The organism is Nocardia sp. NPDC003693 (genome assembly GCF_053981095.1).
In genome coordinates this window covers 82,001-108,737 of the sequence record NZ_JBSFNO010000017.1, presented here as the reverse complement: position 1 = coordinate 108,737, position 26,737 = coordinate 82,001, and the positions used below count along the sequence as shown (strand labels likewise).

General features: G+C 69.1%; 26 protein-coding genes and 1 pseudogene. 9 read left to right on the top strand and 18 right to left on the bottom strand.

Annotated elements, in window-relative coordinates; translation table 11 throughout:
* Positions 1 to 25 precede the first annotated feature (25 nt).
* The 6 genes and pseudogenes from ACWDOP_RS20265 to rpsF form a co-directional block, all read right to left on the bottom strand.
* Positions 26 to 1,306 (bottom strand): annotated as a pseudogene (locus tag ACWDOP_RS20265) (LAGLIDADG family homing endonuclease); the annotation flags it as partial.
* 87 nt (positions 1,307 to 1,393) lie between these two features.
* Positions 1,394 to 2,788 (bottom strand): replicative DNA helicase, encoded by a 1,395-nt coding sequence (dnaB, locus tag ACWDOP_RS20260; protein WP_354984950.1) that lies wholly within the window; start codon positions 2,786 to 2,788, stop codon positions 1,394 to 1,396.
* Between the two features lie 463 nt (positions 2,789 to 3,251).
* The gene (gene rplI, locus ACWDOP_RS20255) at positions 3,252 to 3,707 is read right to left on the bottom strand and encodes a 50S ribosomal protein L9 (RefSeq protein ID WP_454200924.1); all 456 of its coding nucleotides are present in this window, start codon (positions 3,705 to 3,707) and stop codon (positions 3,252 to 3,254) included.
* A 16-nt stretch (positions 3,708 to 3,723) separates the two neighbouring features.
* On the bottom strand, positions 3,724 to 3,975 hold the full coding sequence (gene rpsR / locus ACWDOP_RS20250; protein ID WP_454200925.1) for a 30S ribosomal protein S18: 252 nt from the start codon (positions 3,973 to 3,975) through the stop codon (positions 3,724 to 3,726).
* Positions 3,976 to 4,036: 61 nt separating this feature from the next.
* Entirely contained in the window at positions 4,037 to 4,600 is a 564-nt protein-coding gene (locus tag ACWDOP_RS20245; protein WP_456346318.1) for a single-stranded DNA-binding protein, read from the bottom strand.
* Positions 4,601 to 4,704: 104 nt separating this feature from the next.
* Complete coding sequence (rpsF, locus tag ACWDOP_RS20240; RefSeq protein ID WP_454200927.1) at positions 4,705 to 4,995, bottom strand: 30S ribosomal protein S6; 291 nt, start codon at positions 4,993 to 4,995, stop codon at positions 4,705 to 4,707.
* Positions 4,996 to 5,166: 171 nt separating this feature from the next.
* On the opposite strand from rpsF, the gene ACWDOP_RS20235 reads away from it, so the two are divergent.
* On the top strand, positions 5,167 to 6,570 hold the full coding sequence (locus tag ACWDOP_RS20235; protein ID WP_456346317.1) for a hypothetical protein: 1,404 nt from the start codon (positions 5,167 to 5,169) through the stop codon (positions 6,568 to 6,570).
* Between the two features lie 62 nt (positions 6,571 to 6,632).
* A complete protein-coding gene (locus tag ACWDOP_RS20230; protein ID WP_456346316.1) occupies positions 6,633 to 7,595 on the top strand; it encodes a DUF389 domain-containing protein in 963 nt (320 codons plus the stop codon).
* A gap of 82 nt (positions 7,596 to 7,677) precedes the next feature.
* Here the strand turns inward: ACWDOP_RS20230 and ACWDOP_RS20225 are convergent, their stop codons facing one another.
* Together ACWDOP_RS20225 and ACWDOP_RS20220 are read right to left on the bottom strand one after the other, a co-directional pair.
* The gene (locus ACWDOP_RS20225) at positions 7,678 to 8,787 is read right to left on the bottom strand and encodes a DUF475 domain-containing protein (RefSeq protein WP_456346315.1); all 1,110 of its coding nucleotides are present in this window, start codon (positions 8,785 to 8,787) and stop codon (positions 7,678 to 7,680) included.
* Positions 8,788 to 8,925: 138 nt separating this feature from the next.
* Complete coding sequence (locus ACWDOP_RS20220; RefSeq protein WP_354984943.1) at positions 8,926 to 9,501, bottom strand: TerD family protein; 576 nt, start codon at positions 9,499 to 9,501, stop codon at positions 8,926 to 8,928.
* A gap of 211 nt (positions 9,502 to 9,712) precedes the next feature.
* Here ACWDOP_RS20220 and ACWDOP_RS20215 point away from each other — a divergent pair, with 211 nt between their 5' ends.
* From ACWDOP_RS20215 to ACWDOP_RS20195, 5 genes are all read left to right on the top strand, one after another.
* Positions 9,713 to 10,921, top strand: a complete 1,209-nt coding sequence (locus ACWDOP_RS20215; protein ID WP_456346314.1) for a hypothetical protein — start codon at positions 9,713 to 9,715, stop codon at positions 10,919 to 10,921.
* A gap of 94 nt (positions 10,922 to 11,015) precedes the next feature.
* A complete protein-coding gene (locus ACWDOP_RS20210; RefSeq protein WP_456346356.1) occupies positions 11,016 to 12,173 on the top strand; it encodes an HpcH/HpaI aldolase/citrate lyase family protein in 1,158 nt (385 codons plus the stop codon).
* Positions 12,170 to 13,690, top strand: a complete 1,521-nt coding sequence (locus ACWDOP_RS20205) for a phosphoribosyltransferase family protein (protein WP_456346313.1) — start codon at positions 12,170 to 12,172, stop codon at positions 13,688 to 13,690. Before ACWDOP_RS20210 ends, ACWDOP_RS20205 begins: the two co-directional genes overlap by 4 nt.
* A gap of 55 nt (positions 13,691 to 13,745) precedes the next feature.
* Positions 13,746 to 14,861, top strand: a complete 1,116-nt coding sequence (locus ACWDOP_RS20200; protein ID WP_454201029.1) for a cysteine protease StiP family protein — start codon at positions 13,746 to 13,748, stop codon at positions 14,859 to 14,861.
* 2 nt (positions 14,862 to 14,863) lie between these two features.
* Positions 14,864 to 15,712: an HAD family hydrolase gene (locus ACWDOP_RS20195; RefSeq protein WP_456346312.1), complete on the top strand. Its 849-nt coding sequence runs from the start codon at positions 14,864 to 14,866 to the stop codon at positions 15,710 to 15,712.
* Positions 15,713 to 15,778: 66 nt separating this feature from the next.
* Here the strand turns inward: ACWDOP_RS20195 and ACWDOP_RS20190 are convergent, their stop codons facing one another.
* The 3 genes from ACWDOP_RS20190 to ACWDOP_RS20180 form a co-directional block, all read right to left on the bottom strand.
* Positions 15,779 to 16,966, bottom strand: a complete 1,188-nt coding sequence (locus tag ACWDOP_RS20190; RefSeq protein ID WP_456346311.1) for an NAD(P)/FAD-dependent oxidoreductase — start codon at positions 16,964 to 16,966, stop codon at positions 15,779 to 15,781.
* 80 nt (positions 16,967 to 17,046) lie between these two features.
* Entirely contained in the window at positions 17,047 to 17,991 is a 945-nt protein-coding gene (gene sigJ / locus ACWDOP_RS20185) for an RNA polymerase sigma factor SigJ (RefSeq protein WP_456346310.1), read from the bottom strand.
* A gap of 170 nt (positions 17,992 to 18,161) precedes the next feature.
* Positions 18,162 to 18,914, bottom strand: coding sequence for an isocitrate lyase/PEP mutase family protein (locus tag ACWDOP_RS20180; protein ID WP_456346309.1), 753 nt, complete (start codon positions 18,912 to 18,914; stop codon positions 18,162 to 18,164).
* Between the two features lie 369 nt (positions 18,915 to 19,283).
* Here ACWDOP_RS20180 and ACWDOP_RS20175 point away from each other — a divergent pair, with 369 nt between their 5' ends.
* Positions 19,284 to 19,511 carry a hypothetical protein gene (locus ACWDOP_RS20175; RefSeq protein WP_456346308.1) on the top strand — a complete coding sequence of 76 codons (228 nt, stop codon included), beginning with the start codon at positions 19,284 to 19,286 and terminating at the stop codon, positions 19,509 to 19,511.
* A 158-nt stretch (positions 19,512 to 19,669) separates the two neighbouring features.
* Here ACWDOP_RS20175 and dhaM read toward each other — a convergent pair whose 3' ends face one another.
* The 7 genes from dhaM to ACWDOP_RS20140 all read right to left on the bottom strand — a co-directional run bounded on the left by dhaM (position 19,670) and on the right by ACWDOP_RS20140 (position 25,281).
* Entirely contained in the window at positions 19,670 to 20,401 is a 732-nt protein-coding gene (dhaM, locus tag ACWDOP_RS20170; protein ID WP_456346307.1) for a dihydroxyacetone kinase phosphoryl donor subunit DhaM, read from the bottom strand.
* Complete coding sequence (locus tag ACWDOP_RS20165; protein WP_456346306.1) at positions 20,398 to 21,207, bottom strand: DAK2 domain-containing protein; 810 nt, start codon at positions 21,205 to 21,207, stop codon at positions 20,398 to 20,400. Before ACWDOP_RS20165 ends, dhaM begins: the two co-directional genes overlap by 4 nt.
* A complete protein-coding gene (gene dhaK, locus ACWDOP_RS20160) occupies positions 21,207 to 22,208 on the bottom strand; it encodes a dihydroxyacetone kinase subunit DhaK (protein WP_454200939.1) in 1,002 nt (333 codons plus the stop codon). Before dhaK ends, ACWDOP_RS20165 begins: the two co-directional genes overlap by 1 nt.
* A gap of 126 nt (positions 22,209 to 22,334) precedes the next feature.
* Positions 22,335 to 23,081, bottom strand: coding sequence for a hypothetical protein (locus ACWDOP_RS20155; RefSeq protein ID WP_456346305.1), 747 nt, complete (start codon positions 23,079 to 23,081; stop codon positions 22,335 to 22,337).
* Positions 23,082 to 23,161: 80 nt separating this feature from the next.
* Complete coding sequence (locus ACWDOP_RS20150; protein WP_456346304.1) at positions 23,162 to 23,923, bottom strand: AIM24 family protein; 762 nt, start codon at positions 23,921 to 23,923, stop codon at positions 23,162 to 23,164.
* 13 nt (positions 23,924 to 23,936) lie between these two features.
* Positions 23,937 to 24,647 (bottom strand): AIM24 family protein, encoded by a 711-nt coding sequence (locus tag ACWDOP_RS20145; protein WP_456346303.1) that lies wholly within the window; start codon positions 24,645 to 24,647, stop codon positions 23,937 to 23,939.
* Positions 24,648 to 24,657: 10 nt separating this feature from the next.
* A complete protein-coding gene (locus ACWDOP_RS20140) occupies positions 24,658 to 25,281 on the bottom strand; it encodes an AIM24 family protein (protein WP_354984930.1) in 624 nt (207 codons plus the stop codon).
* Between the two features lie 111 nt (positions 25,282 to 25,392).
* Here ACWDOP_RS20140 and ACWDOP_RS20135 point away from each other — a divergent pair, with 111 nt between their 5' ends.
* Positions 25,393 to 26,736 (top strand): TerD family protein, encoded by a 1,344-nt coding sequence (locus ACWDOP_RS20135; protein ID WP_456346302.1) that lies wholly within the window; start codon positions 25,393 to 25,395, stop codon positions 26,734 to 26,736.
* Position 26,737: the final 1 nt, after the last annotated feature.

Genomic DNA, 26,737 nt, shown 5'->3' with positions numbered 1-26,737 from the left:
CCGCGCCGCGGACCCACCGAAACGGGTTGTGCACCGAGATCCCCTGCGCCACAAAGTTGTAGGTGTTCGGCACCAGGCCGCCGTACACGTCTTGTTCGCCCTGGCTCGTGATCTCGACGACCCGATCCCAGAAGATGTCGCTGGTCGCGAGCATCGCGAGGCCCGGGTCGTCCAGTATCTCGGCCACCCGGGCCAGCCGTCCCCGGCTCGGGGCGTGCTTCCACATCGTGGACCCGCAGAAGCGGGTGCCCATCGCGGCTTGGAAATCCCGGTGCGACATCCCTTTTGCCGTCAGCGACGCGCGGACCTTCGTCCACACTTCCGTGGGGACCGTGTCGACGTTGGTGTTCCGTGGCATCGATTCGAGGTGTGCCAGGGCTGCCGTCGCGGAAACGCCGCGCGCCCCGTGCACGCCGATCTGCTCGAGGAAGGTCGTCTGATCCTCGCCGCCGTTGATTATCAGATGCCAGCAGTCGCGGTAACCGGCCTTGGGCACCAGCCTGATCCGGCTGTGAATGCCGTGCCGCAGCAGTGCCTGGCCGACATCGTCTATGAGTCTGCGACTCGTCGACGTGTAGTAGATGCGCGCCTGATTGCCCTTCGAGTCCCAGCGCACCGATCCATCGGTCGCCCACAGGTGCCGCAGGAACAGTCCGAGCTTGTCGTTCGGTAACCCGAAAACCCGTTCCGGAATGAACTTCTCATAGCTGCGGAGGCCGAACAGGCCCAGACCGTCGAGCCACAGGGCGATGGGGTTCCGCTTGCCGCGAGCAAGTCGATACGGTGCGGGCAGCCGCAGCGTCGTCACCTTCGCTGCCGCGTATTCGTCGCGGATGGCGGTGATTCCGAAGTGTGTCGCGGCGGCGGTCACGACCGCGAGATTCTCCTCGTCGACACTCGCGTACCGGATGGGTTGCCGCCGGACGAACGATCCGTCCCCGATCAGGTGCGCCAGCATGATGATCTCGGCATCCGGCATGCTCCCCGTCCGCACGGGCGCGGGGATGCGGCGCGGGATGGCGATCCGGGAGTCGACCGTGAGGGATGCCAACGGGACCCAGCCGTCGAGCGTGAGAAATGGGTGGTTCGCGGTCGCGTCGACCTCACGTCCGGATGCCAGCCGCAGCCGGAACACCTCCCTGCTTCCGCTGTGAAAGACGTGCAACAGCGGGCTCGCGACCATCCGCATGTCGGCGTCCATCGACCACACGGGCGGTGGGTCGTCGTCCGCCAGCAACGCGGCGAACGAGATCTCGCCCCCGGTGTCGGCGCGTAGCAGCCGCGTGGACCCGGTAAAGCACCCCGACGCCGAAACGTCGATGGCGCCGGATATTTCGCAATTTCGACTTTCCGGCCGGTGCGAATTCATTCGGCAAGAATATCTCGCCGAGAATCAGCCGCGGGCCATATCGACGAACCGGCTCAGATGCAGCTGGTGAGCGACGGTAATAGTCGCCGTCGGACCATTACGGTGCTTGCCGACAATAAGGTCCGCTTCGCCGCCGCGAGGGTCGTCTCGCTCGAATGCATCGGGGCGATGCAAAAGGATGACCATGTCCGCATCCTGTTCTAGGCTGCCCGATTCACGAAGATCTGACACCATCGGTCGTTTGTCTGTTCGTTGTTCCGGACCACGGTTGAGCTGCGAAATCGCGATAACCGGAACCTCGAGCTCCTTGGCCATCAGCTTGAGACTACGAGAAAAGTCCGAAACTTCCTGCTGACGAGATTCGACCTTTTTGCCCGAACTCATAAGCTGCAGGTAGTCCACGACAATAAGCCGCAAGTCATGCCGCTGCTTGAGCCGCCGGGCTTTGGCCCGAATTTCCATCATGGTCAGGTTGGGCGAATCATCCACGAACAAAGGAGCTTCACTGATCTCACTCATCCGCCGGGCCAGTCGAGTCCAGTCGTCGTCACTCATCCGCCCCGACCGCATGTCCCCGAGCTTGATCTTCGCCTCGGCCGAGAGCAGACGCATGACGATTTCCGTGCGGCTCATTTCCAGTGAGAAGATAACGCTCGCCATTCCATGCTTGATGGAGCAGCTGCGCATGAAATCCATTCCCAAAGTGGATTTACCAACGCCGGGCCGCGCCGCGACGATGATCATCTGGCCCGCGTGCAGGCCGTTGGTCAGCTCGTCGAGCTCGGTGAAACCCGTTGGTACGCCGAGGGAGATGCCGCCGCGGCTCGCGATCGAGTCGATCTCGTCCATCGTGGGCTGCAGGAGCTCCTCCAGGGGGAGGAAGTCCTCGCTCGAGCGGCGTTCGGTGACCTCGTAGAGCTCGGCTTGGGCGCGGTCGACCACCTCGGCCACGTCCTGGCCGTCGGCGCCGGCGTAGCCGTACTGGACGATCCGGGTGCCGGCCTCGACCAGGCGGCGCAGGATCGCCTTCTCGGCGACGATCTCGGCGTAGTAGCCGGCGTTGGCGGCGGTGGGGACCGTTTGGGTCAGGGTCACCAGGTACGGGGGGCCGCCGATGCGTTTGAGCTCGCCGCGGCGGTCGAGGGTCGCGGAGACAGTGACGGGGTCGGCGGGTTCGCCGCGGCCGTAGAGGTCCAGGATGGCGTCGTAGACGGCCTGGTGCGCGGGGCGGTAGAAGTCGCCGGGGCGAATGACCTCGATGACGTCGGCGATGGCGTCCTTGGACAGCAGCATGCCGCCCAGTACCGATTGCTCGGCGGCCATGTCGTGCGGGGGCTGGCGGCCGAAGTCCTCGCCGGGCGCCTCGCGATACTCCGACGGTCCCTGATCGTCGTGGCCGCGATCATCGATGACTGCCATCCGGCTCGACCGTCCTCTCTCCTGCGGCACGGATCGGACATCCCTGTTCTACGCCTGCGCACCGACAGGTTCCGAACGCGTGATCCACGACAATGATGCGAACCTAAGCGAAGCTACCGGCTCCACCAAACGGATCTGTGCATACAGCTGTGGATAAAGTGGGTGTTGTTCACCAACCGTTGTGCACCCCCTGTGGATGAACTGGGGACAACAATCGGTGTGGTGGGTGAATCCCCAGGTAGCGTCCGATTTCTCGATGTTCGCAACTGTGGATCAAACCGGTGCGGCGTGTCGCTGGACGGCAACCTTCGGGCGTGTTGGGTGAACAGTGTTTCCCCGGCGGGTGACATGTCGCACAACAAGGCCGGTCGGTATCCCGATTACTCCACAGCCCGGGACCGCGGGCCCCGGACAAACAGAATCGGAGGCCATCCCCGGGGGATGGCCTCCGACAGCGCCGAACTTATTCGGCGGCGTTGACCTGCAGGTCGAACTTGGCAGCCACGTCCGGGTGCAGGTGCACCTTGACGCCGTGCTTGCCGGTGCTCTTGATGTGAGCCTTCGGCAGCTCGATGCTGCGCTTGTCGACCACCGGGCCGCCCGCGGCCTTGATGGCGGCGGCGACGTCGGCGGCGGTGACCGAACCGAACAGCTTGCCGGTGCCGGCGGTCTTGACCGACAGCGCCACACCGGTCAGGCCCTCGATGGCCTGCTTCAGCTCGTTGGCGTGATCCAGATCGCGCACCTTGCGCGCGTCCTGGGCACGACGGATGCCGGCGACCTGCTTCTCGGCGCCGCGGGTGGCGACGATCGCCAGGCCACGGGGCAGCAGGAAGTTACGGCCGTAACCGTCCTTGACCTCCACGGTGTCGCCAGGCGCACCGAGGTGATCCACATCAGCAGTCAGAATCAACTTCATTGCTGTGGTTTCCCTTCTAGCGAGCGGTGGACACGTAAGGCAGCAGCGCCACCTCACGGGAGTTCTTGACGGCCACGGCAACGTCGCGCTGGTGCTGCACGCAGTTGCCGGTCACACGACGAGCGCGGATCTTGCCGCGATCGGACACGTACTTGCGCAGCAGCGCGGTGTCCTTGTAGTCGATGTTGACGGCGCCGGACTTAGCTTCCTTGCAGAATGCGCAAGCCTTCTTCTTCAGCACCTTCTCGCGTGCCGGTGCTTTGCCCATGGTCTTTCTCCAGTACTTTCGGGGAGCGGCTGACGCAGCTCAACTCCCTACGCGGGCCGTCCTAGAACGGCGGTTCATCGTCCATCTGCTGCCCGCCCCCGAAGGAGCCGGCCGCGGGCGCACTGCCCCACGGGTCGTCGCCGGCACTCTGGCCGCCACGACCTCCGCCACTGCCTCCACCGGAATAGCCGCCCTGGCTCTGGCCGCCACCGCCGCCCTGATTGCCACCGCCGGAGAATCCGCCGCCGCCACCACCGCGGGTGGTCTTGGCGATCTTCGCGGTCGCGTACTTCAGGGAGGGGCCGACCTCTTCGACCTCGAGCTCGACGACCGTGCGCTTCTCACCCTCGCGGGTTTCGTAGGAGCGCTGCTTGAGTCGTCCGCTCACGATCACTCGAGAGCCGCGGGTCAGGCTCTCGGCGACATTCTCCGCAGCTTCGCGCCAGATGTTGCAGCGCATGAAGAGCGCTTCGCCGTCTTTCCATTCATTGGTATTACGGTCGAACACACGGGGAGTCGACGCGACCGTGAAGTTCGCGACGGCCGCACCCGCGGGCGTGAATCGAAGCTCGGGGTCAGCCGTCAAGTTTCCGATGACGGTGATGACCGTGTCGCCTGCTGCCATGATTCCTCCTGCTATCCGGTGCAGTCCGCAGTGCACTCGCTTTTTGCCGTCAGCCTAGAGACAGGCACCGACGGTTTACGAGCGCACATGCGGGAGGACAGGACCTACTTCTTGCCGAGCCGCAGCACCTTGGTGCGCAGCACCGACTCGTTCAGGCCCAGCTGGCGATCGAGCTCGCTCACGGTGGCCGGTTCGGCGGTCAGCTTGACGACGGCGTAAATGCCCTCGGCCTGCTTGTTGATCTCGTAGGCGAGACGGCGCTTGCCCCAGATGTCGACGTTGTCGACCTTGCCGCCCTCTGTACCAACCACGCCGAGCATGGTGTTCAGGTTCGGGCCTACGGTGCGCTCGTCCTGACTCGGATCGAGAATAACCATCACTTCATAATGACGCACGGACCTCATCACCTCCTGTGGACTGTAAACGGCCACGGACGTTCCGTGGCAGGAGGGTTCGTTGCGTCAGCAACCCGGCAAGGTTACATGAGGGGGATCTGAGCTGCGAAATCGGGTTCCCGCCGAACTTCACCCGGTCGCGACCGGCGTGAGCGGCCTAGGGTGGTGGCCATGTCGAACCGACCCGTCGCCGGTGAGCCGGTCGCCGCGCGTCGCGCCGGTGCGGTGGGCGCGCCCGCGGTGCTGTGGACACTGTTCGCCTGTGCGCTGACCCTGCTGCTCGGTTACCTCAACAAGGCCCGGTGCGCGGCGGCGCCTTTCGACGGCGCGGGCCGGAGCACCATTTTCGACAGCGTCAAGGATTCGGATGTCTGCTACTCCGACATCCAGTTCCTGTGGCTGGGCCGCGACATCGATCTGCACGTGTTCCCGTATCTGAGCGGCGGAATCACCCCGGACGGCGTACTCACCGGCGGCGCGGTGGAGTATCCGGTGCTGAGCGGGCTGTTCATGTGGCTCGGCGCGCTGGGCGCCGACGACGATGCCGCGTTCCTGCGCACTTCGGCGCTGCTGCTGGCGCCGTTCGCACTGCTGACCGCGTATCTGCTGGTGCGCCTGGCCGGGCGCGCGGCGCTGCTGTGGGCGGCCGGGCCGCCGCTGGTGCTGTACGCCTTCCACAACTGGGAGCTGCCGGTGGTGTGCACGGCGGTGGGGGCGGTGTACGTGGTCGCGACCCTGACCCGGTATTCGCTGCGCACCCGCGGCGTGATCGCGGCGGTGCTGCTGGGAATCGGCTTCTGCCTGAAGCTGTATCCGGGGATCTTCGTGCTGCCGCTGCTGCTGTACGTGCTGGTGGGCGAGCCGGCCGCGGGGGAGAATCCGCGCGCCCCACGGCCTTTCGACGTGCGGGGCGCGTTCGCGGTGGCGGGTGCGGCGGTGGCGACGGTGGTGGCGGTCAATCTGCCGTTCGCGCTGGGCGGGTACGAGGGCTGGCGGGCCTCGATCACCTTCCAGCAGTTGCGGCAGGCCGACATCACCACCAATTCCATCTGGTACTGGGGGCTGCGGCCGCTGTTCGGCAGCGCCGCCGATGCCGAGTCCACCTTCCAGGACGTGGTGTCGGTGGCCTCGCCGCTGCTGGTGCTGGCGGCGTTCGCGCTGGCGGCATGGCTGGGGTGGAAGCGGTATCTGCTCAACGGCTGGTATCCGTGGGTCGGTGTCAGCGGCGCCATGCTGTGCGGATTCCTGTTGCTGCACAAGGTGCATTCGCCGCAGTACACGCTGTGGCTGATTCCGTTCCTGGTGCTGCTGGAGGTGCCGTGGTCGCTGATCGCCGGGTACCTGCTCGCGGACGCGGCGATCGGCGTCGGGGTGTTCCGGTACTTCTACGCGCTGGGTTCGGGGCGGTCGGCGGACATGATGGAGAACGTGGTGCAGTTCGGCGTCTGGGGCCGGGCGGCGCTGCTGGTGGTGTTCTTCTTCATGTTCGTGTGGGCGAAAGAGCGTGGGCCGCTGGGTGTTCGGGGCCGGGTCGCCGAGGCGGAGCCGCGGGTGCTCACCCCGGCCGCGTTCTGACATCGAGTGCGGCGGCCCGCCGATGCACGGCGTCGGAGGTCCGTGCGCGGCACACTGTGCTGATGTTGCACCTACGAGTGATGGCGCCCGCCGCGCTGACCGACGATGTCCTCGCGGCGCTGGAGTGCGATGAAGCGGTGAGCGGTCTCGTGCTGCTGCGCGGGGCAGCCCTGCGGCCGCAGGGTGATCTGGTCATGGCGCAGATCGCCAGGGAGGCCGCCAACGACGTGGTCGAGCGCCTGCGGGTGCTCGGGGTGCATCAGGTCGGCAGTATCGAACTCGAGAATGTCGATACCTGGTTGTCGCGCAGCGGTTTCGAGGCCGAGATCCGCACGCCGGGCAGTTCCTCCGATGCCGTGGTGTGGGCGCAGGTGACCCAGCGTGCCTACGACGAGACCGAGTTGAACTGGACGTTTCTGAGTTTTCTGACCCTGGCCACGGTGATCGCGAGCATCGCCATCATCGTGGATTCCCAGATCCTGGTGGTCGGGGCGATGGTGCTCGGCCCGGAGTTCGGTCCCATCGCGGCGCTGGGGGTCGCGCTGGTGCGCAGGCGTTTCGTGCTGCTGCAGTTGGCGATTCGTACCCTGGTCGCCGGTTTCGTCGTCGCGATCGGCCTGACCATCGTGCTGGCGCTGATGGCGCGGGGCCTGGGGTGGGTGACGCTCGAGGACGTGGTCGGGCCGCGGCCGGGCACCGCGTTCATCTACACCCCGGACAAGTGGTCGTTCATCGTCGGGGTGATCGCGGGCGCGGCCGGGGTGCTGGCCATCACCTCGGCCAAATCCCTCGGATTGGCCGGGGTTTTCATCTCGGTCACCACGGTGCCCGCGGCTGGCAACATCGCCCTGGGTGTGGCCTTCGGTGACGGTTCGACGATCTGGGGCAGTGTGGCCCAGTTGCTGCTGAACATCGCGGGCATGGCGCTCGCGGGCTGGGCGACCCTGGCTTTCCAGCAGGCGGTGTGGTCGCGGATCTCGGTGCGCCGAGCCAAGCACATGCGGTTGCCGCGGCGCATGCTCTGACACCCGGCCGCGGTGGCGCGTGAACGACCGCGCCCGCCACGCGAATTCGCGTGACGGGCGCGGGGAGAGCGGTGGTGCGGGGTCAGCCGACCGGGGTGACTTCCTTGTCGTTCACCGCGTCCACCTCGTCGCCGTCCTCGCGGCGATTGCGCAGCACGCTGGTGATGAAGGCCGCGCCGATGAAGGCGATGCCGATCAGACCGGTGATCAGTTCGTTGACGTGCACGCCGATCGAGATGAACAGGATGGCGGCCAGGGCGCCGATGGCCCAGTGCGCGCCGTGCTCGAGGTACACGTACTCCGCGAGGGTGCCCTTGCGGACCAGGTACACGGTGATGGAACGCACGAACATGGCGCCGATGAGGCCGAGGCCCAGGGCGATGATGATCGGGTCCGAGGTGATGGCGAAGGCGCCGATGACGCCGTCGAAGGAGAAGGACGCGTCCAGGACCTCGAGGTAGAGGAACAGGAAGAAGCCGGCCTTACCGGTGGCCTTCGCCAGTTCCGAAGGCCCGCCGGACTTCGCGGCCGCTTCTTCGGCTTCCTCGGCCAGTTCCTCGGTGTGGAACATCGAGCCGAGGCCGTCGACGACGACGTAGACGACCAGGCCGAGCACACCGGCGAACAGCACGGTGGAGCGGTGGGCGTCGTCGGCGATGTATTCGGCGGTGAGCAGGATGGTGACCAGGGTCAGCACGACGGCGAGCATGTCCAGCTTGCCGAGCTTGGCCAGCGGGCGCTCGAGCCAGCCGAGCCAGGTGATCTCACGCTCTTCGAGGATGAAGTTCAGGAACAGCATCAGCAGGAACGCGCCGCCGAAGGAGGCGATCTGCGGATGCGCCGCGGTGAGCAGGGATTCGTAGGTGGGGCTGCCGTCGGTGGGCACGTTGAGTGCCAGGTCGAGGGCTTCCTTGGGGTTCAGGCCCGCGGTGATCCACACGATGGCGAGCGGGAAGACCAGGCGCATACCGAAGACGGCGATCAGGACGCCGATGGTAAGGAAGATCTTCTGCCAGAACTCGCTCATCCGTTGCAGGACGGTGGCGTTGATGACCGCGTTGTCGAACGACAGCGACACCTCGAGGATGCCCAGGATGGCGCACAGTGCCAGTGCTGTCGGTCCGCCATACACGAATGCCACCACGAGGGAGAGCACCGTTATGACGATGGAGAGGCCGAAAATACGCAACACTGGAGTGGGCCTTTCGTGAGCCGGATGCGTTCGGGTGGAGCTGATTTTACTGAGCGGGCGCTTGGCCGCACACCGCTGAATGCTCGCACGCGGGAGGCTCATGCGCCCGAGCCCCCCTGGCGCGACGGATCATTCGCCTCAGACGGTGACGCCGTAGTCGCGGGCGATACCGGCCAGGCCGGAGGCGTAGCCCTGGCCGATGGCGCGGAACTTCCACTCGGCGCCGTTGCGGTACAGCTCGCCGAAGACCATGGCGGTCTCGGTCGAGGCGTCCTCGCTCAGGTCGTAGCGGGCGAGCTCGGTGCCGTTGGCGCGGTCGACGACGCGGATGTAGGCGTTGCGGACCTGGCCGAAGCTCTGGCTGCGCTGGTCCGCCTCGTAGATGGAGACGGGGAAGAAGATCGACTCGATGGTCGGCGGCGTCGCGGCGAGGTCGATGTTGATGACCTCGTCGTCGCCCTCGCCCTCACCGGTGCGGTTGTCGCCGGCGTGCACGATGGCGCCCTCGGGGGAGGAGAGGTTGTTGAAGAAGACGAAGTGCTTGTCGGACACGACCTTCTTGTCGGCGCCGGTCGCGATGGCGCTCGCATCCAGGTCGAAGTCGGTCCCGGTGGTGGTCCGCAGATCCCAGCCGAGGCCGACCGACACGGCGGTCAGGTTCGGCGCCTGCTTGGTCAGCGAGACATTTCCGCCCTTGGACAAACTGACACCCATGCGGGATCCCTTCCGTTGGAAAGCGTTTTAGCGTTGTCGTATCGCGGCATGTCCGAATTGCCGGGTCCGCTAGCTAGACCCTAGTGGTTTCCGGTGGTGTTGTGCAGGAACAAGGCGAGGACATCCCCCGGCACAACCCTGTCTCGCGACATGTCACCCGCGTTGATCGTCATACTCGCCGCCGATGTGAACAGTTGCCTACCATCGGGGCGTGGCAGGCCGTAGGCGGGGATGGTTCGGAGGGCAGAGATCGGCCCGCAACGACGAATGGGTGCAGCAGGCCAGGCAGACGCTCACGGCGGCCTTCCTGGACATGGACCGCAGGCAGAGCATCGCCGAGGCGGCCGTGGCCGCGTCGGCGCAGGTTTTCCCCGAACGCGGGATGAGTGCGCGCTGGGAGCCGATCCGGGCGCGCTGCTACGACGCGGCGGGGGTCTATCTGGCCCTGACCGAGCGGCTGGACCAGGCCGAACGCGCGGGCGGGACGGTGCCGCAGCAGGAGATCGACGCCTCGATCCGGCGCCTGGGCGACGCCGCGCGCGGGGTGGACGAGTTCTATCGGGGCGAGCAGGCCCATCTCGAGCACGCGGTGGCGGTGTACGGGACGGTGCCGCAGCTGGTTGCCCAGGTGCGTGCTGCGGCGGTCGGCGCGCGCCAGGCGGCCGACGCGTCCGCGTACGCGGGATACCCCTCCGTGCGGCAATGCGCGCGGGCTGTGGATGAGGGTCTCGTCACACTCGAGGCCGCGGTGGCGGGTGCCGGCGCGGGGGTGGTGCGCGAGGCCGCGAGCAACCTCGAGGGGCGGACCAGGGAGCTGTCAAGGGCACTGGAAGACGCACCGGGCAAACAGCATTCGGCGACCACCGCGCTGGCGTCGGCGGGCACCCGGCTGGCGGCCGCGCGGCACCGGCTGGAGCGCCTGCCGCCCGCCCTGTCCGCCCTGCTCCGGGAGTTCAACGCTGCGAGTTCGGCGGATTTGGCCAACAATGAACGGGAAGCCCACCGAGAGATCGAAGCCGCAGCCGCGGAACTGACCCGGGCACGGGCCGCGTTGCAGCAGGACGACCCGGAGCAAACACTTGATCTGACCACATCCGCTCGCGGACATCTCGCCTCCGCAGAGGAACAGACCGACGCCGTCACCGACCGGCTCGCGCTGTTGCGGGAGGTCCGCGCGAACCCGCGGGACCAGGCCAAGGCCGTACGGTTCAAACTGCGCGACGCGCAGATGCTGGCGGTGAACCAGGGTCTGGTCGCCGAGTGGGGGTCGGTGCTGGATGCCCAGTCCGACCGGTTGGAACGGGTGTCCTCCGGTCTGGTGGGTCGGCATCCCGATTACTGGGCATACGTAACCGAGTTGGAAGCCATCACCGCGTTCATCGCCGGGGTGGTGGATCGCATGAGAAACACCGAGAAATAGACCGACCGACCAGAAGGAGGAACGGGGCACGATGACCGCGACTATCACCACCTATCCGGAAGTCGTCCCCGTCTCACTGCACAAGCGGCAGCCGATGCGGCACTTCCGGCAGGTCCCCGGACCCGAGTTACGCCTGCTGTTCCATCGCCTGCCCGAGCCCTTCGGTGACCGCCCCGACCGCGACACCCTGGCCATGGCGCTGGGCGCGACCCTGTACGTGCCCGCCACCCGCGCCGATCTGACCGCCACCATCGTGCGGCGCGCCGAGGGCGGGGTCTGCTCGATGGTCATCGACCTCGAGGACGCGGTCGCCGATCACGAGGTCGAGTTCGCCAAGGGCCAGGCCGCGGCGACGCTCAACGAGCTCGGCGCCGGTACCGACATGTATCCGCTGCTGTTCGTGCGGGTGCGCGACGCGGAGTCGATCGGCGAGATCGTGGACCGGCTCGGCACGGGGGCGCGGGTGCTCACCGGTTTCGTCTTCCCCAAGTTCGACAGCGGCAGCGGCGGCCGCTACCTGGACGCGCTCGCCGCGGCCTCGCAGCGGCTGGGCCACACCCTGTTCGGCATGCCCGTGCTGGAATCCCCCGCGCTGGTGCACCGCCAGACCCGCGACAGCGAACTGCACCGCATCCAGGATCTGCTGACCGACCGGCGCGATCAGGTGCTCGCGGTGCGCATCGGCGCCACCGACATGTGCTCGACGTTCGGCATCCGGCGCGACCGCGACCTGACCATCTACGACGTGCGCGTGGTCGCCGACGTCATCGCCGACATCGTGAACTACCTGGGCCGCACCGACGGCACCGGATTCACCATCACCGGGCCGGTGTGGGAGTACTTCGCCGATCACGAGCGCATGTTCCGCCCGCAGCTGCGCACCTCGCCGTTCCTCGAGCACGACGCGGTGCCCTTCCGGCAGTACCTGGTCAGCCGGGATCTGGACGGACTGCTGCGCGAGATCGCACTCGATCGCGCCAACGGCATCCAGGGCAAGACCGTCATCCACCCCTCGCACGTGGCCGTGGTGCACGCGCTGTCGGTGGTGACGCACGAGGAGTACTCCGACGCCCTGGACATCCTGCGCGAGGACGGCGGCGGCGTGGCCGCCTCGGAGTACCGCAACAAGATGAACGAGATGCGCCCGCATCGCAGCTGGGCGCACCAAACCCTGCTGCGCGCACGGGTATTCGGTGTGACCAACAAGGGAGTGTCCTTCGTGGATCTGCTCAAGGCGCTGGTGGCCTCGTGACCGGAGCGAGCGAGACCATCGGCGAACTGCCCTGGGCCACCCGCGAACTCGGGCTCGGCGTGCGGCACGGTGCGAGCGCCGCGCCCGCCGACCCCACCCTGGACGCCGTCGACTGGCTGGTCCCGGATCTCATCGAACCCGGTCTCAGACACAACAATCCGCGCCGGGCCCACCTGCTGATCTCCACGGTGCTCGGCAAGCACCTGCCCACCGATCCGCATCGCGTGATCGCCGCCGCGAACAGCCTGGGCGACCTGGTGCTCGAGGTGCTCGCCGCGACCGGAGCCGCCGCCGGCCCGGCCGTCGGGACCGGCACCGGCCCGGCTCCCGATGCCGCGATCGCCGTTGCGGCCCCCGACGCGAGAACCGGGGCGGCCGCCGAACCGGCTGCCGCACAGCTCGATTCGACCCCGACCGCCGCCGTCGTGCTGGGCTTCGCCGAGACCGCGACCGGCCTCGGCCACGGCGTCGCCGCCCGCATCGGCGCGGCCTGCTACCTGCACTCCACCCGGCGCGACGTGCCCACCGCGCGGACGCTGACCGGATTCGAGGAGGGGCACTCGCACGCCACCTCGCACCTGCTGCAGCCCGCGCCCGCCGAGATCTTCCTGAACAGCCTGCCCATGGTGCTGGTGGACGACGAGATCTCCACCGGCGCGACCGCCCTGGACGCGATCCGCTCGCTGCACGAGTTCACCCCGCGCACGCACTACGTGCTGGCCTCTCTGGTGGACATGCGCACCGCGGACGACAAGGTCGCCTTCGAGAAGGCCGCCGCCGACCTCGGCGCGCGAATCGACACCGTCTGCCTCGCGTCGGGGGAGACCCTGCTGCCCGAGCGTCTGGTGGAGTCGGTGGCCGCGCTGCCCGCGCCGGAGCTGAACCCGGTCGCCGAGATGCCCGGTCACGTCGCCCGCATCGAATTGCCGTGGCCCGCCGATGTTCCCGAAGGGGGACGGCACGGCATCCTCGATGCGGACACGCCCGCGTTCGACGCCGCGCTGACCGCGACCGCCGACATCCTCTGGCGGGAACTCGACGCCCTCGCGTGGGCGAGCGTGGACCCCGAGCGGGGCGGCAGCCCGCGCCCGGTCATCGTGCTCGGGCACGAGGAGTTCATGTATCTGCCGCTGCGCCTGGCGGCCGCGCTCGCCGACAGCGGCGTGCCCACCCGCTACCAGACCACGACCCGCTCCCCGGCGTACGTGCTGGACGAGCCCGGCTACCCGCTGCGCCGCGGCTTCCGCTTCACCGCGCCCGAACCCGACGACGTGCCGCGCTTCGTGTACAACGCGCGGTGGCCCGAACCCACCGCGGCCGACCCGATCCTGCTGGTCGTGGTCGACGAACCGGGCGACACCGACCGCCTGTACTCCGCCGGCGGCCTCATCGACGTGCTGACCGCCTCGGGCGCGGATGTCGTGGTCGCGGTGCTGCCCGCCGCCGATCCGCGCGCCCTCGCTGCCGCCCGCACCGCGTCGATCGCACCCGAAACCGATTCGCCGACCGGAGAATAGACAGCACCTCATGACCGCACCGGATCCCGACTTCACCCCGCAGGCCGCCCGCACCCTGCCCGAGCCGTTGCGCGGGCCCGAGTTCGGGTCCTACGCACCGGACGAGGTCACCTGGCTGCTCAAGGATCTGTCCGCGGTGAATCTGGAAGCCGATGTGGCGGAACGGGAGAGCCGGATCCAGGCGGGCGAGGCGCACTACGCGGAATCGCTGCCCGTGGAGTATCAGCCCGACGCGGCCTACCGCGAACTGTTCGACAAGGTGCTGGCCGAGAGCGCGGAGCGGCTGGCCCTCGCGGTGGCGACCGTCGCCGAGCTGGTGATCGCCGAACGCGGGGAGAACGTCGTCCTGGTGTCGCTGGCCCGCGCGGGCACGCCGATCGGCGTGCTCATGCGGCGCTGGCTGGCGCGGCGGTCGCCGAGCCTGGACGTGCCGCACTACGCGGTGTCGATCGTGCGCGATCGCGGCATCGACGCCGTGGCGCTGGATTACCTGGCCGCGCATCATGATCCGTCCGACATCGTGTTCGTGGACGGCTGGACCGGCAAGGGCGCGATCACCCACGAGCTGGCCGACGCCCTGGACGCCTACGCCGCCGCGGGCGGCGCGCGCTTCAACCCCGACCTGGCGGTGCTCGCCGATCCGGGCGCTTGCGTGCGCACCTACGGCACCCGTGATGATTTCCTCATCGCCTCGGCCTGCCTCAATTCCACCGTCTCGGGCCTGGTTTCACGCACCGTGCTCAACGACACCCTGATCGGCCCCGGCGATTTCCACGGCGCGAAGTTCTACGCCGAACTCGCCGGCGACGACGTGTCCGGCAAGCTGCTGGACGCGGTCACCGCGGCCTTCGACACGGTCGCGCCGCGCGTCGCCGGGCACGTGGCCGACCTGCGCGCCGCCGACCGCACCCCGACCTGGGCGGGCTGGGCGTCGGTGGAACAGGTGCGCGCGGCGTACGGCGTCGCCAGCGTGAATTTCGTGAAACCCGGTGTGGGCGAGACGACCCGGGTGCTGCTGCGGCGCGTGCCGTGGCGGGTGCTGGTGCGCGAGGCCGACGCGCCCGAGCACGCGCACATCCGGATGCTCGCCGCCGCCCGCGACGTTCCCGTCGAGGTGGTTCCGGACCTGGCCTACGCCTGTATGGGCTTGATCAAGGATGTGAAGAAGTAGCAATGGCGGACCGAAGACACCCGGTGCGTAGAAGCACGCTCATCGCGACCGATCTCGATCGCACCATGATCTACTCGCGCAACGCCTTCGGCGCGGAACCCGAGCTCAGCACGGTCTGCGTGGAGCATCTGGAGGGCGCGCCGCTGTCCTTCATGACCCTCGACGCCGCCGACCGCATGCGCTCGCTGACCACCCCGGCCGCGCTGATCCCGACCACCACGCGAACCATCAAGCAGTTCAACCGGATTCGACTACCCGGCGCCCCCTGGCGCTACGCCATCACCACCAACGGGGGCAACATCCTGCACAACGGCATCCCCGACATGCGCTGGCGGATAGACATCGACGCCGAGGTGCGCGCCACCAGCGCCACCCTCTCGCAGGTCAACGCCGAACTGCGGTCCCGGATCTCGGATTCCTTCGTCAAGAAGTTCCGGGTCGCCGATCACCTGTTCAACTACCTGGTGGTGGACGTGGCCACCCTGCCCGCGGACTTCCTGTCCGACTGGGACGCCTGGTGCCGGCCGCGCGGCTGGTCCGCCTCCCAGCAGGGCCGCAAGATCTACAGCATGCCGATCGCGGTCTGCAAGAGCCGCGCGGTCGCCGAAGTGCGCCGCCGCCTGATCGATTCGGGTGAACTGGATCCGGGCGCGCTGACCCTGGCCGCCGGTGACGGCGCACTGGACGCGGAAATGCTGCGCTCGGCCGACTCGGCCATCCGCCCCCGCCACGGCGAACTCGAACTGCTCGAGTTCACCCACCCGAACCTGACCGTCACCCGCGCCGCGGGCATCCGCGCGGGCGAAGAGATCCTGGACTGGTTCCTGGCGTCCGCTCCCGAGGCCGCCTGAGCGACAGGCGAAGGTTGTGACCGGCGGAAAGTCGCCGCCGGTCGTCGAGAGCCGACTCTGCCCGCATCACCCGGCGGCCGGTGCGGGCGCCGCGGCGGTGACCACGATCCGCCGGCGGCGGCTCGGCGCCATCAGCGTGGGATGCCGCACGCTCCACGCCGCGCCCGTGCAGATCAGCTCCTTGATCCGCGCACCCATACGGCCCGTGATCACCTTGGTCTTCGGCTCGTCCTCCGGCGTCACCTCCTGCACGACGGCGTCGCGGCGGCCCAGGCTGATGCACTGGCTGCGGTAACCGATCGGCGCCTCGGGCACCGGGCGCCCGGTCAGTCGCGCGGCGAGCGCGTCCGCGCCCTGCCAGGCCATGGGTGAGGCCGTGGCGCAACCCATTCGGAGCGCCTTGCCGCCGATCGCGATGGCGCGCGCGGCATCCCCGACCGCGTACACGTCCGGGTGCGACACCGAGCGCATGGTGCCGTCGACGACGATCTGCCCGCTCGCGGACACCTCGAGGGTGGTGGCGGCCGCGATGGGGTGCACGGCGAAACCCGCTGTCCAGATGGTCATCTCGGCGGGAAGGTGGCCGCCGGCGCCGGTGGTGACCCCGTCCTCCTGTACCGCGGTGACGGCGACGCCCTCGTGCAGGGTGATGCCGAACCGGTCGAACGCGGTGCGCAGGTGCCGCTGGGCCTTCTCGTCCAGCCAGTCGCCGACGCCGCCGCGCGCGACCATGGCGACCGCGAGATCAGGCCGGGCCTCGGCGATTTCGGTGGCGGCCTCGATGGCGGTCAGCCCGCCGCCGACGATCAGCACCCGCGCGCCCGCGCCCAGCTCGGCCAGGCGGTCCCGAACCCGCAGCGCCGCGTGCTTTCCGGCCACGTTGTGGGCGTATTCGGTCACGCCGGGAACGCCGAAGTCGGCGACGGCGCTGCCGAGGGCGTAGACCAGGGTGTCGTAGCCCAGGGTCGCCCCGCCCCGCTCATCGGTGACGGCGACGGTCTTGCGTTCGGCGTCGACCGCGGTGACCCGGGCCTGACGCACGTGCACGCCGGTGCCCTCGAAGATCGTGCGCAGCGGGCGGTTTCGCAGTTCCTGGCCGGTGGCGAGCTGGTGCATGCGCACCCGTTCCACGAAGTCGGCGTCGGCGTTGACCAGGGTGATCTCGACGTTGTCGCGATGCAGGCGCTTGGCCAGGCGGCCGGCGGTGATGGCTCCGGCGTATCCGGCGCCCAGGACGACGATGCGGTGCTTCATGGTGAGCTCCTTCGCTGTTGTGCTCACCTCCTGAACCGGACAGCCCCGGGATCCCTGACAACTTTCTTATGTGACCTGCGTCACCACTTCCCGACGGCGGCCGGGCGGGCGTCGGCGGCGGCCCACTGCCGCGCCACGCGGCCGAGTTTGTCCGGGTTGACCTGGATTTGCAGGCCGGTCACCTCGGCGCCGTTCGTCTCCAGGCTGATCAGCCCGTAGACCCGGCTGTCGACCTCGACCAGCACCGCCGGGGCGCCGTTGACCACCACGGCGTAGAAGTACGGGGTGTCGCCGGCGTAGGCGCGTTTGGCGGCGGTGGGCCGGAACAGGTGGCTCACGTAGCGCGCGACGGCGGCCGCGCCGAGCACCGGGGTGCGGCGCGCGGCGACCTTGCTGCCGCCGTCCGCGATGCTGACCGCGTCCGCGGCGAGCAGCCGGACGAGCGGCTCTGTGTTGCCGCTCAGGGCCGCCGCGAGGAACTCCTCGATCACCCGGCGGGCCGCGCCGGCGTCGACCTCGGTGCGGGCGCGTTCGGAGGCCGCGTGCTGTTTGGCGCGCCGATAGAGCTGCTGGCAATTGGATTCGGTCAGGTCCAGCAGCTCGGAGATCTCACGGTGCGAATACCCGAACGCTTCGCGCAGTACGTACACCACGCGCTCGTTGGGCGAGAGCCGTTCCATGACGGCGAGCATCGCCAGCGACACCGACTCGCGCTGTTCGGCGGTGTCGGCGGGACCGAGCATGCGGTCCCCGGCCAGCACCGGCTCGGGCAGCCACTGCCCCACGTAGGTTTCGCGCCGGGCCCGCGCCGAGGTGAGCTGATTGAGGCAGATGTTGGTGAGCACCTTGGTCAGCCACGCCTCGGGCGTCTCGATCCAGCTCCGATCGGCCGCGTGCCAGCGCAGATAGGTGTCCTGCACCGCGTCCTCGGCGTCACCGGCCGACCCGAGCAGCCGGTAGGCGATCGCCTCCAGGCGGCCCCGGCTGCTCTCGAACAGATCGGCTTCGGCGGTGCTGAGCGACATGCACCCATCGTCGGTCATTCGACCGGTTCGCGGCTACCCGCCCCGGCCGGGCGGGAACCCGCGTCAGTGGAGAAGCCCGGCGTCGATGGTGAACCCCGGGGCGGTGGCGGAAGTCCCGGGGCAGCGAGACACCGCCGGGGCGACGACCCCGGCACGGCGTGCCGGGTCGCTCAGCCCCAGCGCTCGAGCAGGCTCGTGGCCGCCGCGGTCAGCGACCGCTGCAGGAACGGCCCGAAACTGACCCGGGCCACACCCAATTCGGCGAAGTGCGCGCGATCGCCCTTGTCCGGCATGCCGATCGCGTTGACCGGCAGCGGCAGTTCCGCGCACAGGCGGCGCTGCACGTCGGGCTCGTGGAAGCCGACCGGGTACAGCACATCGGCGCCCGCGGCGGCGGCGAGGGTCATCCGCTCGATCGCGGCGGCGAACCGCTCGTCCGGGGTGCCGGTGTCGGGTCGCATGAATACATCGGTGCGGGCGTTGATGACCAGGTGCACCCCCGCGGCCTCGGCGGCCCGCCGGAGTTCGGCCACCAGGTCGGCGTGTTCCTGCGGCGAGCGCAGCCGCCCGCCCTCCCCGTGGACGGTGTCCTCGATGTTGAGCCCGATCGCCCCCGCCCCCAGCAGCCCCTCGACGAGTTCGTCCGCCTTCAGCCCGTACCCGGACTCGATGTCCACCGATACCGGCAGCTCGACCGCGGCGGTGATCTCCCGGATCCGCGCGGTCACGTCCCCGAAGCTCATACCCTCCTGGTCCGGCTTCCCCAGCGAGTCCGCCAGCGGGTGACTGCCGACCGTCAACCCCTTGAATCCGGCCTCCTGCACCAGCTTCGCCGACCAGGCGTCCCACACCGTCGGCAGGATCGCCGGGTCCCCCGGCGTGTGAAGTTCGAGAAATGTCGCGGCCTTCTGCTCCAAGCTCATACCCCGATCCTCCCCCCACCCGCCGTCCCGCGAAAGGCGTTGTAGGTCACCGCGCGTGGCGCCCGGCGCGTTCGCTTACAGCGCCCGCGTGGCCGGTCACGTCCGGGCCGGATGCAGTATTCCCCAGCGTCGCAAACCTGCGGGCGCATTCGCGGCGCTGGTCGCGGGTGGCGATCTCGCGGACGCGGTGGACGGCGACGGCGGCGTCGGGGGCGGTCACGGCCAGGTGGTGACCCGGAGGACGTCGAGGGTCGGGACATCGTGGTAGCCCCCGCTTTTCGGGGCGCACGGATTGATTGAATCGTCTGCATTTCACTGTTTTTCCCGGCTAGCCTCCCGCGCAACGGATCGCAACCTTCGGAGGCAACCATGCGACGTGGAATCAGCGGAATCATCCTGGCGGGTGCGGTGATCGGCACGGTCCTGGCGGGACCGGCGAGCAGTGCGAGCGCCGACAGCGGCAGCTCCTCGGGAAGTCAGGGACTCGATCTCGGCAGCGCGATCCTGGATTGGGCGACGAGCGGCAGCCATCTCCATCCGGGCTGCACGGGTGACGCGAACGGTCCCTGTACATCGGGGACGGGTCCGGTCGATTGATTGCCCGCGGGCGCTGCCGAAGCGCCGCCCGGTTCCGCGAATCGTTCCCACCGCGGTGTGCCGACTCCGCGGTGCCATCGCGACCGAACGCCGATGGCGGCGCGGGAACACCACGGCCGGGTGGTCGACCGATCGGACCGGGCCGGCATCCCGCGCGGCTAGTCGCGGGTGGCGACCTCGCGGACGCGGTGGACGGCGACGGCGGCGTCGGGGCCGGTGGCGGTCACGGCCAGGTGGTGGCCCCGGCGGACGTCGAGGGTCAGGAGCTGGGTCAGGCTGGTGGCGGGGACCGGGCCCGCGCCGGTGGTGGCGTTGTGCAGGCGCACCTCGGCGTTCAGATCGCGCAGGGCGGCAACCAGTTCGGCGGCGGGGCGGGCGTGCAGGCCGTGGGCGCCGGTGACCGGGAAGACCGCCGCGGCTTGCGATTGCAACGTGGTGATGCTCGATTCGTGGGCGGCGGTGGCTTCTCGCGGATCCGTGGGCTCGGTGTTGTTCGCGAGCTGAACGCGTTTGGCGTCCAGGGCGTGTTCGGCCGCGTACGCCACCTCCTCCAGGGACGCGCCGCCGCCGGCCTCGGCCAAGGCCGCGACCAGGCCCTCGACCAAGGGCGCGGCGGAAAGCCGGACCCGAACGGGGGATTCGAGGAGTTCCAGGGCGGTATCGGCGGACAGGACCGCGCTGCCCAGGTCCATCAGCACCAGTACACCGTCGCCGGAGTCGGCGGCCGCGATGGCCTGGGCGACGGACTCGGCGTCGGTGCCCAGTTGGTTCTCGTACGAGCCCGCCGCCATCTCGATCCGAATCGACTGGGCGGGCAGCAGTTCGACCGCCAGATCCACCGCGGCCCGGGCCAGCGGGCGACTGTGCGAGACCACCACCAGCCCGATCACCGCAGCGCTCCACGAGCCGCCCGCACCAGCAGGACCGCGCTCGTCGCGCCCGGATCCTGATGTCCCGCACTGCGCTCCCCCAGATAGGAAGCCCGCCCCTTGCGCGCGACCATGGGAATTGTTGCCGCGCAGCCTGATTCGGCCGCCACGGTCGCCGCCGTCAGCGCCTCGGCCTCGGTCGATCCCGCCTCGGCCTGCTCCTCCAGTGCCGCGGCGGCCGGCAGCAGCGCGTCGAGCATGGTCTTGTCCCCTGCCTGCGCCTTTCCGCGCGCGATCACCCCCTCGACCCCGGCCCGGAATGCCCGCGCGAACCACGCGGTCTCCGACCCCGCCCGGCCGGGCGCGATGGCGTCCGAGCCACCGGTCCCTCGTTCGGCGGCACGTGGCCTCGCCGTCCCGTGCCGGGTGTCGCCCAGCGCCTCGGCGGTGGGAACGGGGGCGCCGGAACCGGCAGGGCCGTTGCCGGCCGCACCCATGTCCGTGCTTTCCGCGCTGGAAATCGTTGCCGCGTAGAGGGTTTCGCTGTCCGCCACCGCCGCCCCCAGGCGCAGGAAGAAGGTCCCGTACAGGGGCCCGGCGGCACCGCCCACCGCGCGGATCAGGGTCAGGGCCGTCTGCTTGTACACCCCGGCGGCGGAGTCGGGGGTGCCCTCATCGAGTCCGGCCACCACGGCCTCCAGCCCGCGCCGCAGATTCGTCCCGTGGTCGGCGTCCCCGATCGCCGCGTCGAGGTCGGTCAGTTCCGCCTCGTGCGCCAGGACCAGGCGGGCGAACTCGCGCACCCAGGCCGCCGCGTCGACCGCCATCACATACCCCAGCGCAGCGCGGGGGTGCGGACGGGGTAGTCCCACAGCGCCGTCAGTTCGTCGTCGAGCCTGGTCAGCGTGACCGAGCAGCCCGCCATGTCCAGGGAGGTGATGTACGGGCCGACCAGCGAGCGCGCGATCTCGATGCCGTGCCCGCGCAGGATGCGCGACACCTCGTCGAACATGAGGTACAGCTCCAGCAGCGGCGTCCCGCCCATGCCGTTGAGCAGGCACAGCACCCGATCCCCGCGCCGGAAGGGCAGATCCGCCAGCAGCGGTTCCACCAGCAGCCCGGCGACCTCGCGCGCGGGGGCCAGCGGCAGCCGCTGCCGCCCCGGCTCGCCGTGGATGCCGATCCCCAGTTCCATCTCGTCGTCGCCGAGCTCGAAGGTCGGCCGCCCGACCGCCGGAACCGTGCACGAGGTCAGCGCCACGCCCATGCTGCGCGAGTCCGCGCTCACCCGCGTCGCGATCCCGGCCACCTCGGCGAGTGTGCGTCGCTGCTCGGCCGCCGCCCCGGCGATCTTCTCCAGCACGACCGTCGCGCCCACCCCGCGCCGCCCGGCGGTGTAGAGGCTGTCCTGCACCGCCACATCGTCATTGACCACCACGGCCAGCACCTCGATACCGGTCTCGGCGGCCGCCAGTTCGGCCGCCATCTCGAAGTTCATGACGTCGCCGGTGTAGTTCTTGACGATGTGCAGCACCCCCGCGCCGCCGTCGACCGCGGCGGTGGCCGTCAGAATCTGATCGGGGACGGGCGAGGTGAAGATCTCCCCGGCGCAGGCGGCGTCGAGCATGCCCGGCCCGACGAATCCGGCGTGCAGCGGTTCGTGCCCGGAACCGCCGCCGGACACCAGCCCGACCTTGCCCGGCACCGGCGCGTCGGCGCGCACCACCACCCGCGCTTTCGCGTCGACCCGCAGTTCCGGATGCGCCGCGGCCATCCCCGCCAGGGCCGCGTCGACCACCTCGGCCGGATCGTTGATGAGCTTCTTCACCGAATTCTCCCTCCGCGGGGACGGTTCGAATCCTCTGCAGCCAGACTCGCACCCGGCCTCGTCCGGGATGGGCGTTTCGGCCGATATCCGGTTGGCCGGCCCGGCATCCCGCATCCGTCCCGGGAGCTAGTCCGCCCGGTCGGGCGCCAGATCGTCTTCCAGCGACCGTGCCAACTCGATATCGGTCACCAGCTGCACCATCAGATCCCGCAACTCGCAATCGGGCAGGTGGTGCGCGGCGAATTCGAAGGGTTCGGAGACGTCCAGCCCGCCGCGGGTCGCCTCCAGGATCACCCACGGTATGCCCACGTCGGCGACCCCCAACCGGTCCCGGACCAGATCGGCGGTGTCGTCTATCAATCCGGTGCGCCGCGCGACGGCGGCGGTCATCTGATCGTCGAGCTCGGCCCGCCGATGTTCCAGCGCCCCCAGGTCCGCGTCGATCTCCTGCGCCACCGTGGTGCGCACGCTGCCGTCGTCGAACACCTGGAAGCCCTCGTTCACCGCCGTGGTGCCCAGCGCGATCTCCGATTCGGCGAGGGTGGGCAGGGTCCGCAGGCAGTCGAGCACCGCGTCCAGCGCCACCACCAGCCGATCGCGAATGTCGCGGCGGTGCACCAGCTCTCTCTCGGCTTTCTCGCGCTCGCTCAGCACCTGTTCCACGGCCCGGCCGATCTGGAAGGCCATGGCCGTGGACTCCGGAGCCCAGCCGCCCTCGGGCACGTACTCGCCCTCGCCGGGGGTGATCGAGTCGAGGAAGGCGTTCACCGCGTCGAGCAGGTCCTCGAGCTGGGCGCGGGACACGGCCGAGTGCCGGAAGGCACGCAGATACTGTTCGTGCGCCTGCCCGGGATCGACCTCTCCGTCGCTCACGAATCCGATACTGCCATGCGCGAGTGACGGACCGGCGCAATGGCAGCAAACATCTGGCGTGCCCTATCGGACGGGGGTGCTCAGTACCCCTGCTGCTGTCCGAGCTGCTGCATGATCGTGCTCTGGATCTGCTGCAGCCCGCCGGGGGTGACACCGCTCTGCAGCTGACCCTCGATGGATCGCACCAGATGCGTGTCGTCCATGACCTTCTCGCTCGACTGGATCAGTACGGTCCCCGCGCCGGTGAAGTCGAACTGCCGCTCCTCGCCGGAATTCACGCCGAATCGCGCCGCGCCCGCGGCCAGGAAACTGGACACCCAGCGCTGGTCGTAGTGATGGCTCGGGGAGGGGCAGTCCGCCCAGCCCACCAGCGATTCCGGGTCGACCCGCAGCGGCGGTTCGGCGAACATGACCGGCCCGTTGGAGGAGGCGAGGAACTTGCCGGTGCCGATCAGGGTGAGGAACCCGGGCACGATCGACTGGTTCAGCGACAGCTCCGGTTCGAACGCCAGCAAATTCGCGGCACGAACCGTGAGGTTGCCGTTGTCGAGGTCGTAGGAGTTGATGTCGTAGCCGCGGTCGCCGATGATCAGCTTGCCCTGACCCTCGGCCACCACGTAGTCACTGGTGAACAGCGGCGCCGAGAACTGCTGCGACACCATGTGCAGCAGCCCGCCCTGCAGCCCGTGCGTGAGCGCCCGGAACTCCATCTGCCCGTAGTACGCGATCATCGCGCCCCGGCGCATGAACCACGGCTTGCGCAGATCGATGGAGTACGCGTAGCTGTTGCCCGGAATATTGTCGCTGTCACCGAGATTCATCGGGTTCAGGATCTGGCTCATGGCTCTTGCAACCTCACAACTTCTGCTCGGACGCCTGCACGTACACCACGCCCTGGCCGACGCAGTGCAGCTGCATGGCCTCGCCGGACCCCTTGCCGACCGCGTCGCGCCAGCTCAGCGCCGACTTCAACTCGGTCTGCACGTTGCCGTAGGCCGCCACGAACGCCTGCGGATCGACGACCACCGGATACTGTCCGCCGACGGGCAATTCGATGAAACCGCCGTGGCCGAGCAGCACCGCGCTGCCCTGACCGGAGATCTGCGTCGTGAACATGCCCGCGCCGGTGAGCACCCCGGCCGCCGCGCCGCGGATCGCGCCCATCAGGCCGCCGCCGCGCCCACCGCCGCCGCCGGAGCCGCCGGAACTGGCCACCGACACGATCGAGGTCTGCAGCGACGCCGAATTGGCGAGCAGCCGTGAGGCTTCCACCCGCAGCACCGCGCCCGGCTGCATGTGCACGACCTGGGTCTCGAGGCCCGCGAAGCCGTAGTGCACCTCGCCGTGACCCTGCGCGAGCATGGTGCGCTCGTGCTCGCCGGCCATCATGCGACCGGCCATGCCCGCGATACCGCCGAGCCCGCCCATGCCGCTGGCGCCGGGTATCTGATGCGGGGAGAAGGACACGTCACCGGTGTAGAAGAGCATCGACCCGGTGCGTGCGACCACGCCGCCGGCCTGGCCCACGTTGACCTTGACGACCTTCGCGTTCACCTGTTCGAACATGGCGTTCCCCTCACCGCTCGGCAGGCTGGATCAAGACCAGTCCCTGCCCGTCCCAGCGCAGCGAGAACGCCTCGCCGCTGCCCTGTCCCATGACGCCGCGCCACGAAACATCGGTCACGAACGACTGATTCAGGTTGCCGCGGGCCGCGACGAACGCGTCCGGATCCACCACGAGGGGATACTGCGGCGACACTTCCAGGTGGATGAGCGGCCCGCCCGCGGACAGCAGCGCCACCTGCCCGACCCCGCTCACCTTGGTGGTGAACAGGCCGGCGCCGGTCGACGCGCCGCGTAGTCCCGCGAAGGACACGTCGGTGCGCAGATTGCCGGCGAACGCCAGCAGCTGCTGCGACTCCACCTGCAGCGTCTCGTTGTTGAGATCCACCACGGTGACGTGCTGACCGTTGACCGCGAAGAAGACCCGGCCGTTGCCGGTGCATTCCATGAGCGAGAGTTGCTCGCCGGTCGCGCGGCGCTTCATGCCGGCCAGAATGCCGTCGCCGCCGCCGAACCCGGCGCTCTTGAACTGGACATTGCCTTCATAGGCGACCATGGACCCCGAAATCGCCCGGATGCTTGTCCCGGCGAGATGGGCCTCGATCACCTTCTTTGACTTCTCGAAAAGCTGTGCCATCCATGCCCCGTACTAGAACTGTGCAGCAACCCTAACCGATCATGTCGGCGGCTGGGGTGCCCGATTTCTCGTAGAGTGGCACCGACAGCACCGGCAAGCGAAGGGTCGACCTTGTCTGCAGCTTTGGTGAAGGGCCAGAACGGCCCTTTGAATACGAACGACGTGGTGATCAGCGTACAGATCGCCGCACCCGCGGACCTCTCCGCACTGCTGGTCACCGAAAGCGGGAAGGTCCGTTCGGACGCCGATTTCGTCTTCTTCAACCAGCCCACCGGCCCCGGGGTGAACCTGCAGCCCGGCCCGGGCGGGCAACCCGCGGCCCTGGTGATCTCGCTGGCCGCCGTGCCCGCGGACATCGACCAGATTCGCGCGGTCATCACCCTGGACGATCCGGGCAACAACTTCGGCCGGATCACCGCCCCGGTCGCCCTGGTCTCGGACACCGCCGGGAACCCGCTGTTCGAGTACCGGGTCGAGGGCCTGAACACCGAATCCATCGTCATCGCGCTCGAGGTGTACCGGCGCCAAGGCGCGTGGAAGGTCCGCGCGGTCGGGCAGGGCTACGCGGGCGGATTCGCCGCGCTGGTCACCGATCACGGCGTCCAGGTGAACGCGCCGCAGCAGCCCGCGGCCCCGCAGCAGGCCCCGCAGGACTACGCCCCGACCGGTGGATATCCGCCGCCCGCCGATCAGTACGGGCAGGCCGGGGGCTACCCGCCGCCTGCGGGCCAGTACGGCCAGGCCGGTGGATATCCGCCGCCCACAGAGCAATTCGCGCCGGCCGGGGGTTACCCGCCGCCGCAGGGCGGGGGCTACGCGCCGCCGCCGCCGCCCGCGCAGGCGCCCTCGATGTCCAAGGACCTGCCGCGCGATCACGCGGTGAGCCTGGTCAAGGGCCAGAGCGTCAACCTCCGCAAGGAGGGCGGCGCGGCGCTGACCTACGTGAAGATGGGCCTGGGCTGGGATCCGGTCAAGCGTGGCGGGATCTTCGGAAACCGCGCCGTGGACATCGATCTCGACGCCTCGGTGGTGCTGTTCTCCGACACCGCGCCGGTCGACGTCGTCTACTACGGCAGCCTCGCCTCCAAGGACGGCTCGGTGCGCCACCAGGGCGACAACCTCACCGGCGAGGGCGCGGGCGACGACGAGGTCATCCTGGTCGACCTCACCCGCATCCCCTCCCAGGTCAACTCCCTGCTGTTCGTGGTCACCTCGTACAAGGGCCACACCTTCGAACAGGTGGCGAACGCGTTCTGCCGCTTGATCGACGGCGGCAACAACGCCGAACTGGCGCGCTACACCCTGGCGGGCGGCATGCCGTTCACCGCGATGGTCATGGCCAAGGTGTACCGCAACGGCAACGGCGTCGATTGGAAGATGGAGGCCCTCGGCGAGGGTTTCCAGGCCAAGCATCCGGGCGAGGCGGTTCCGCAGCTGGCCCGGTTCCTGGGCTGAC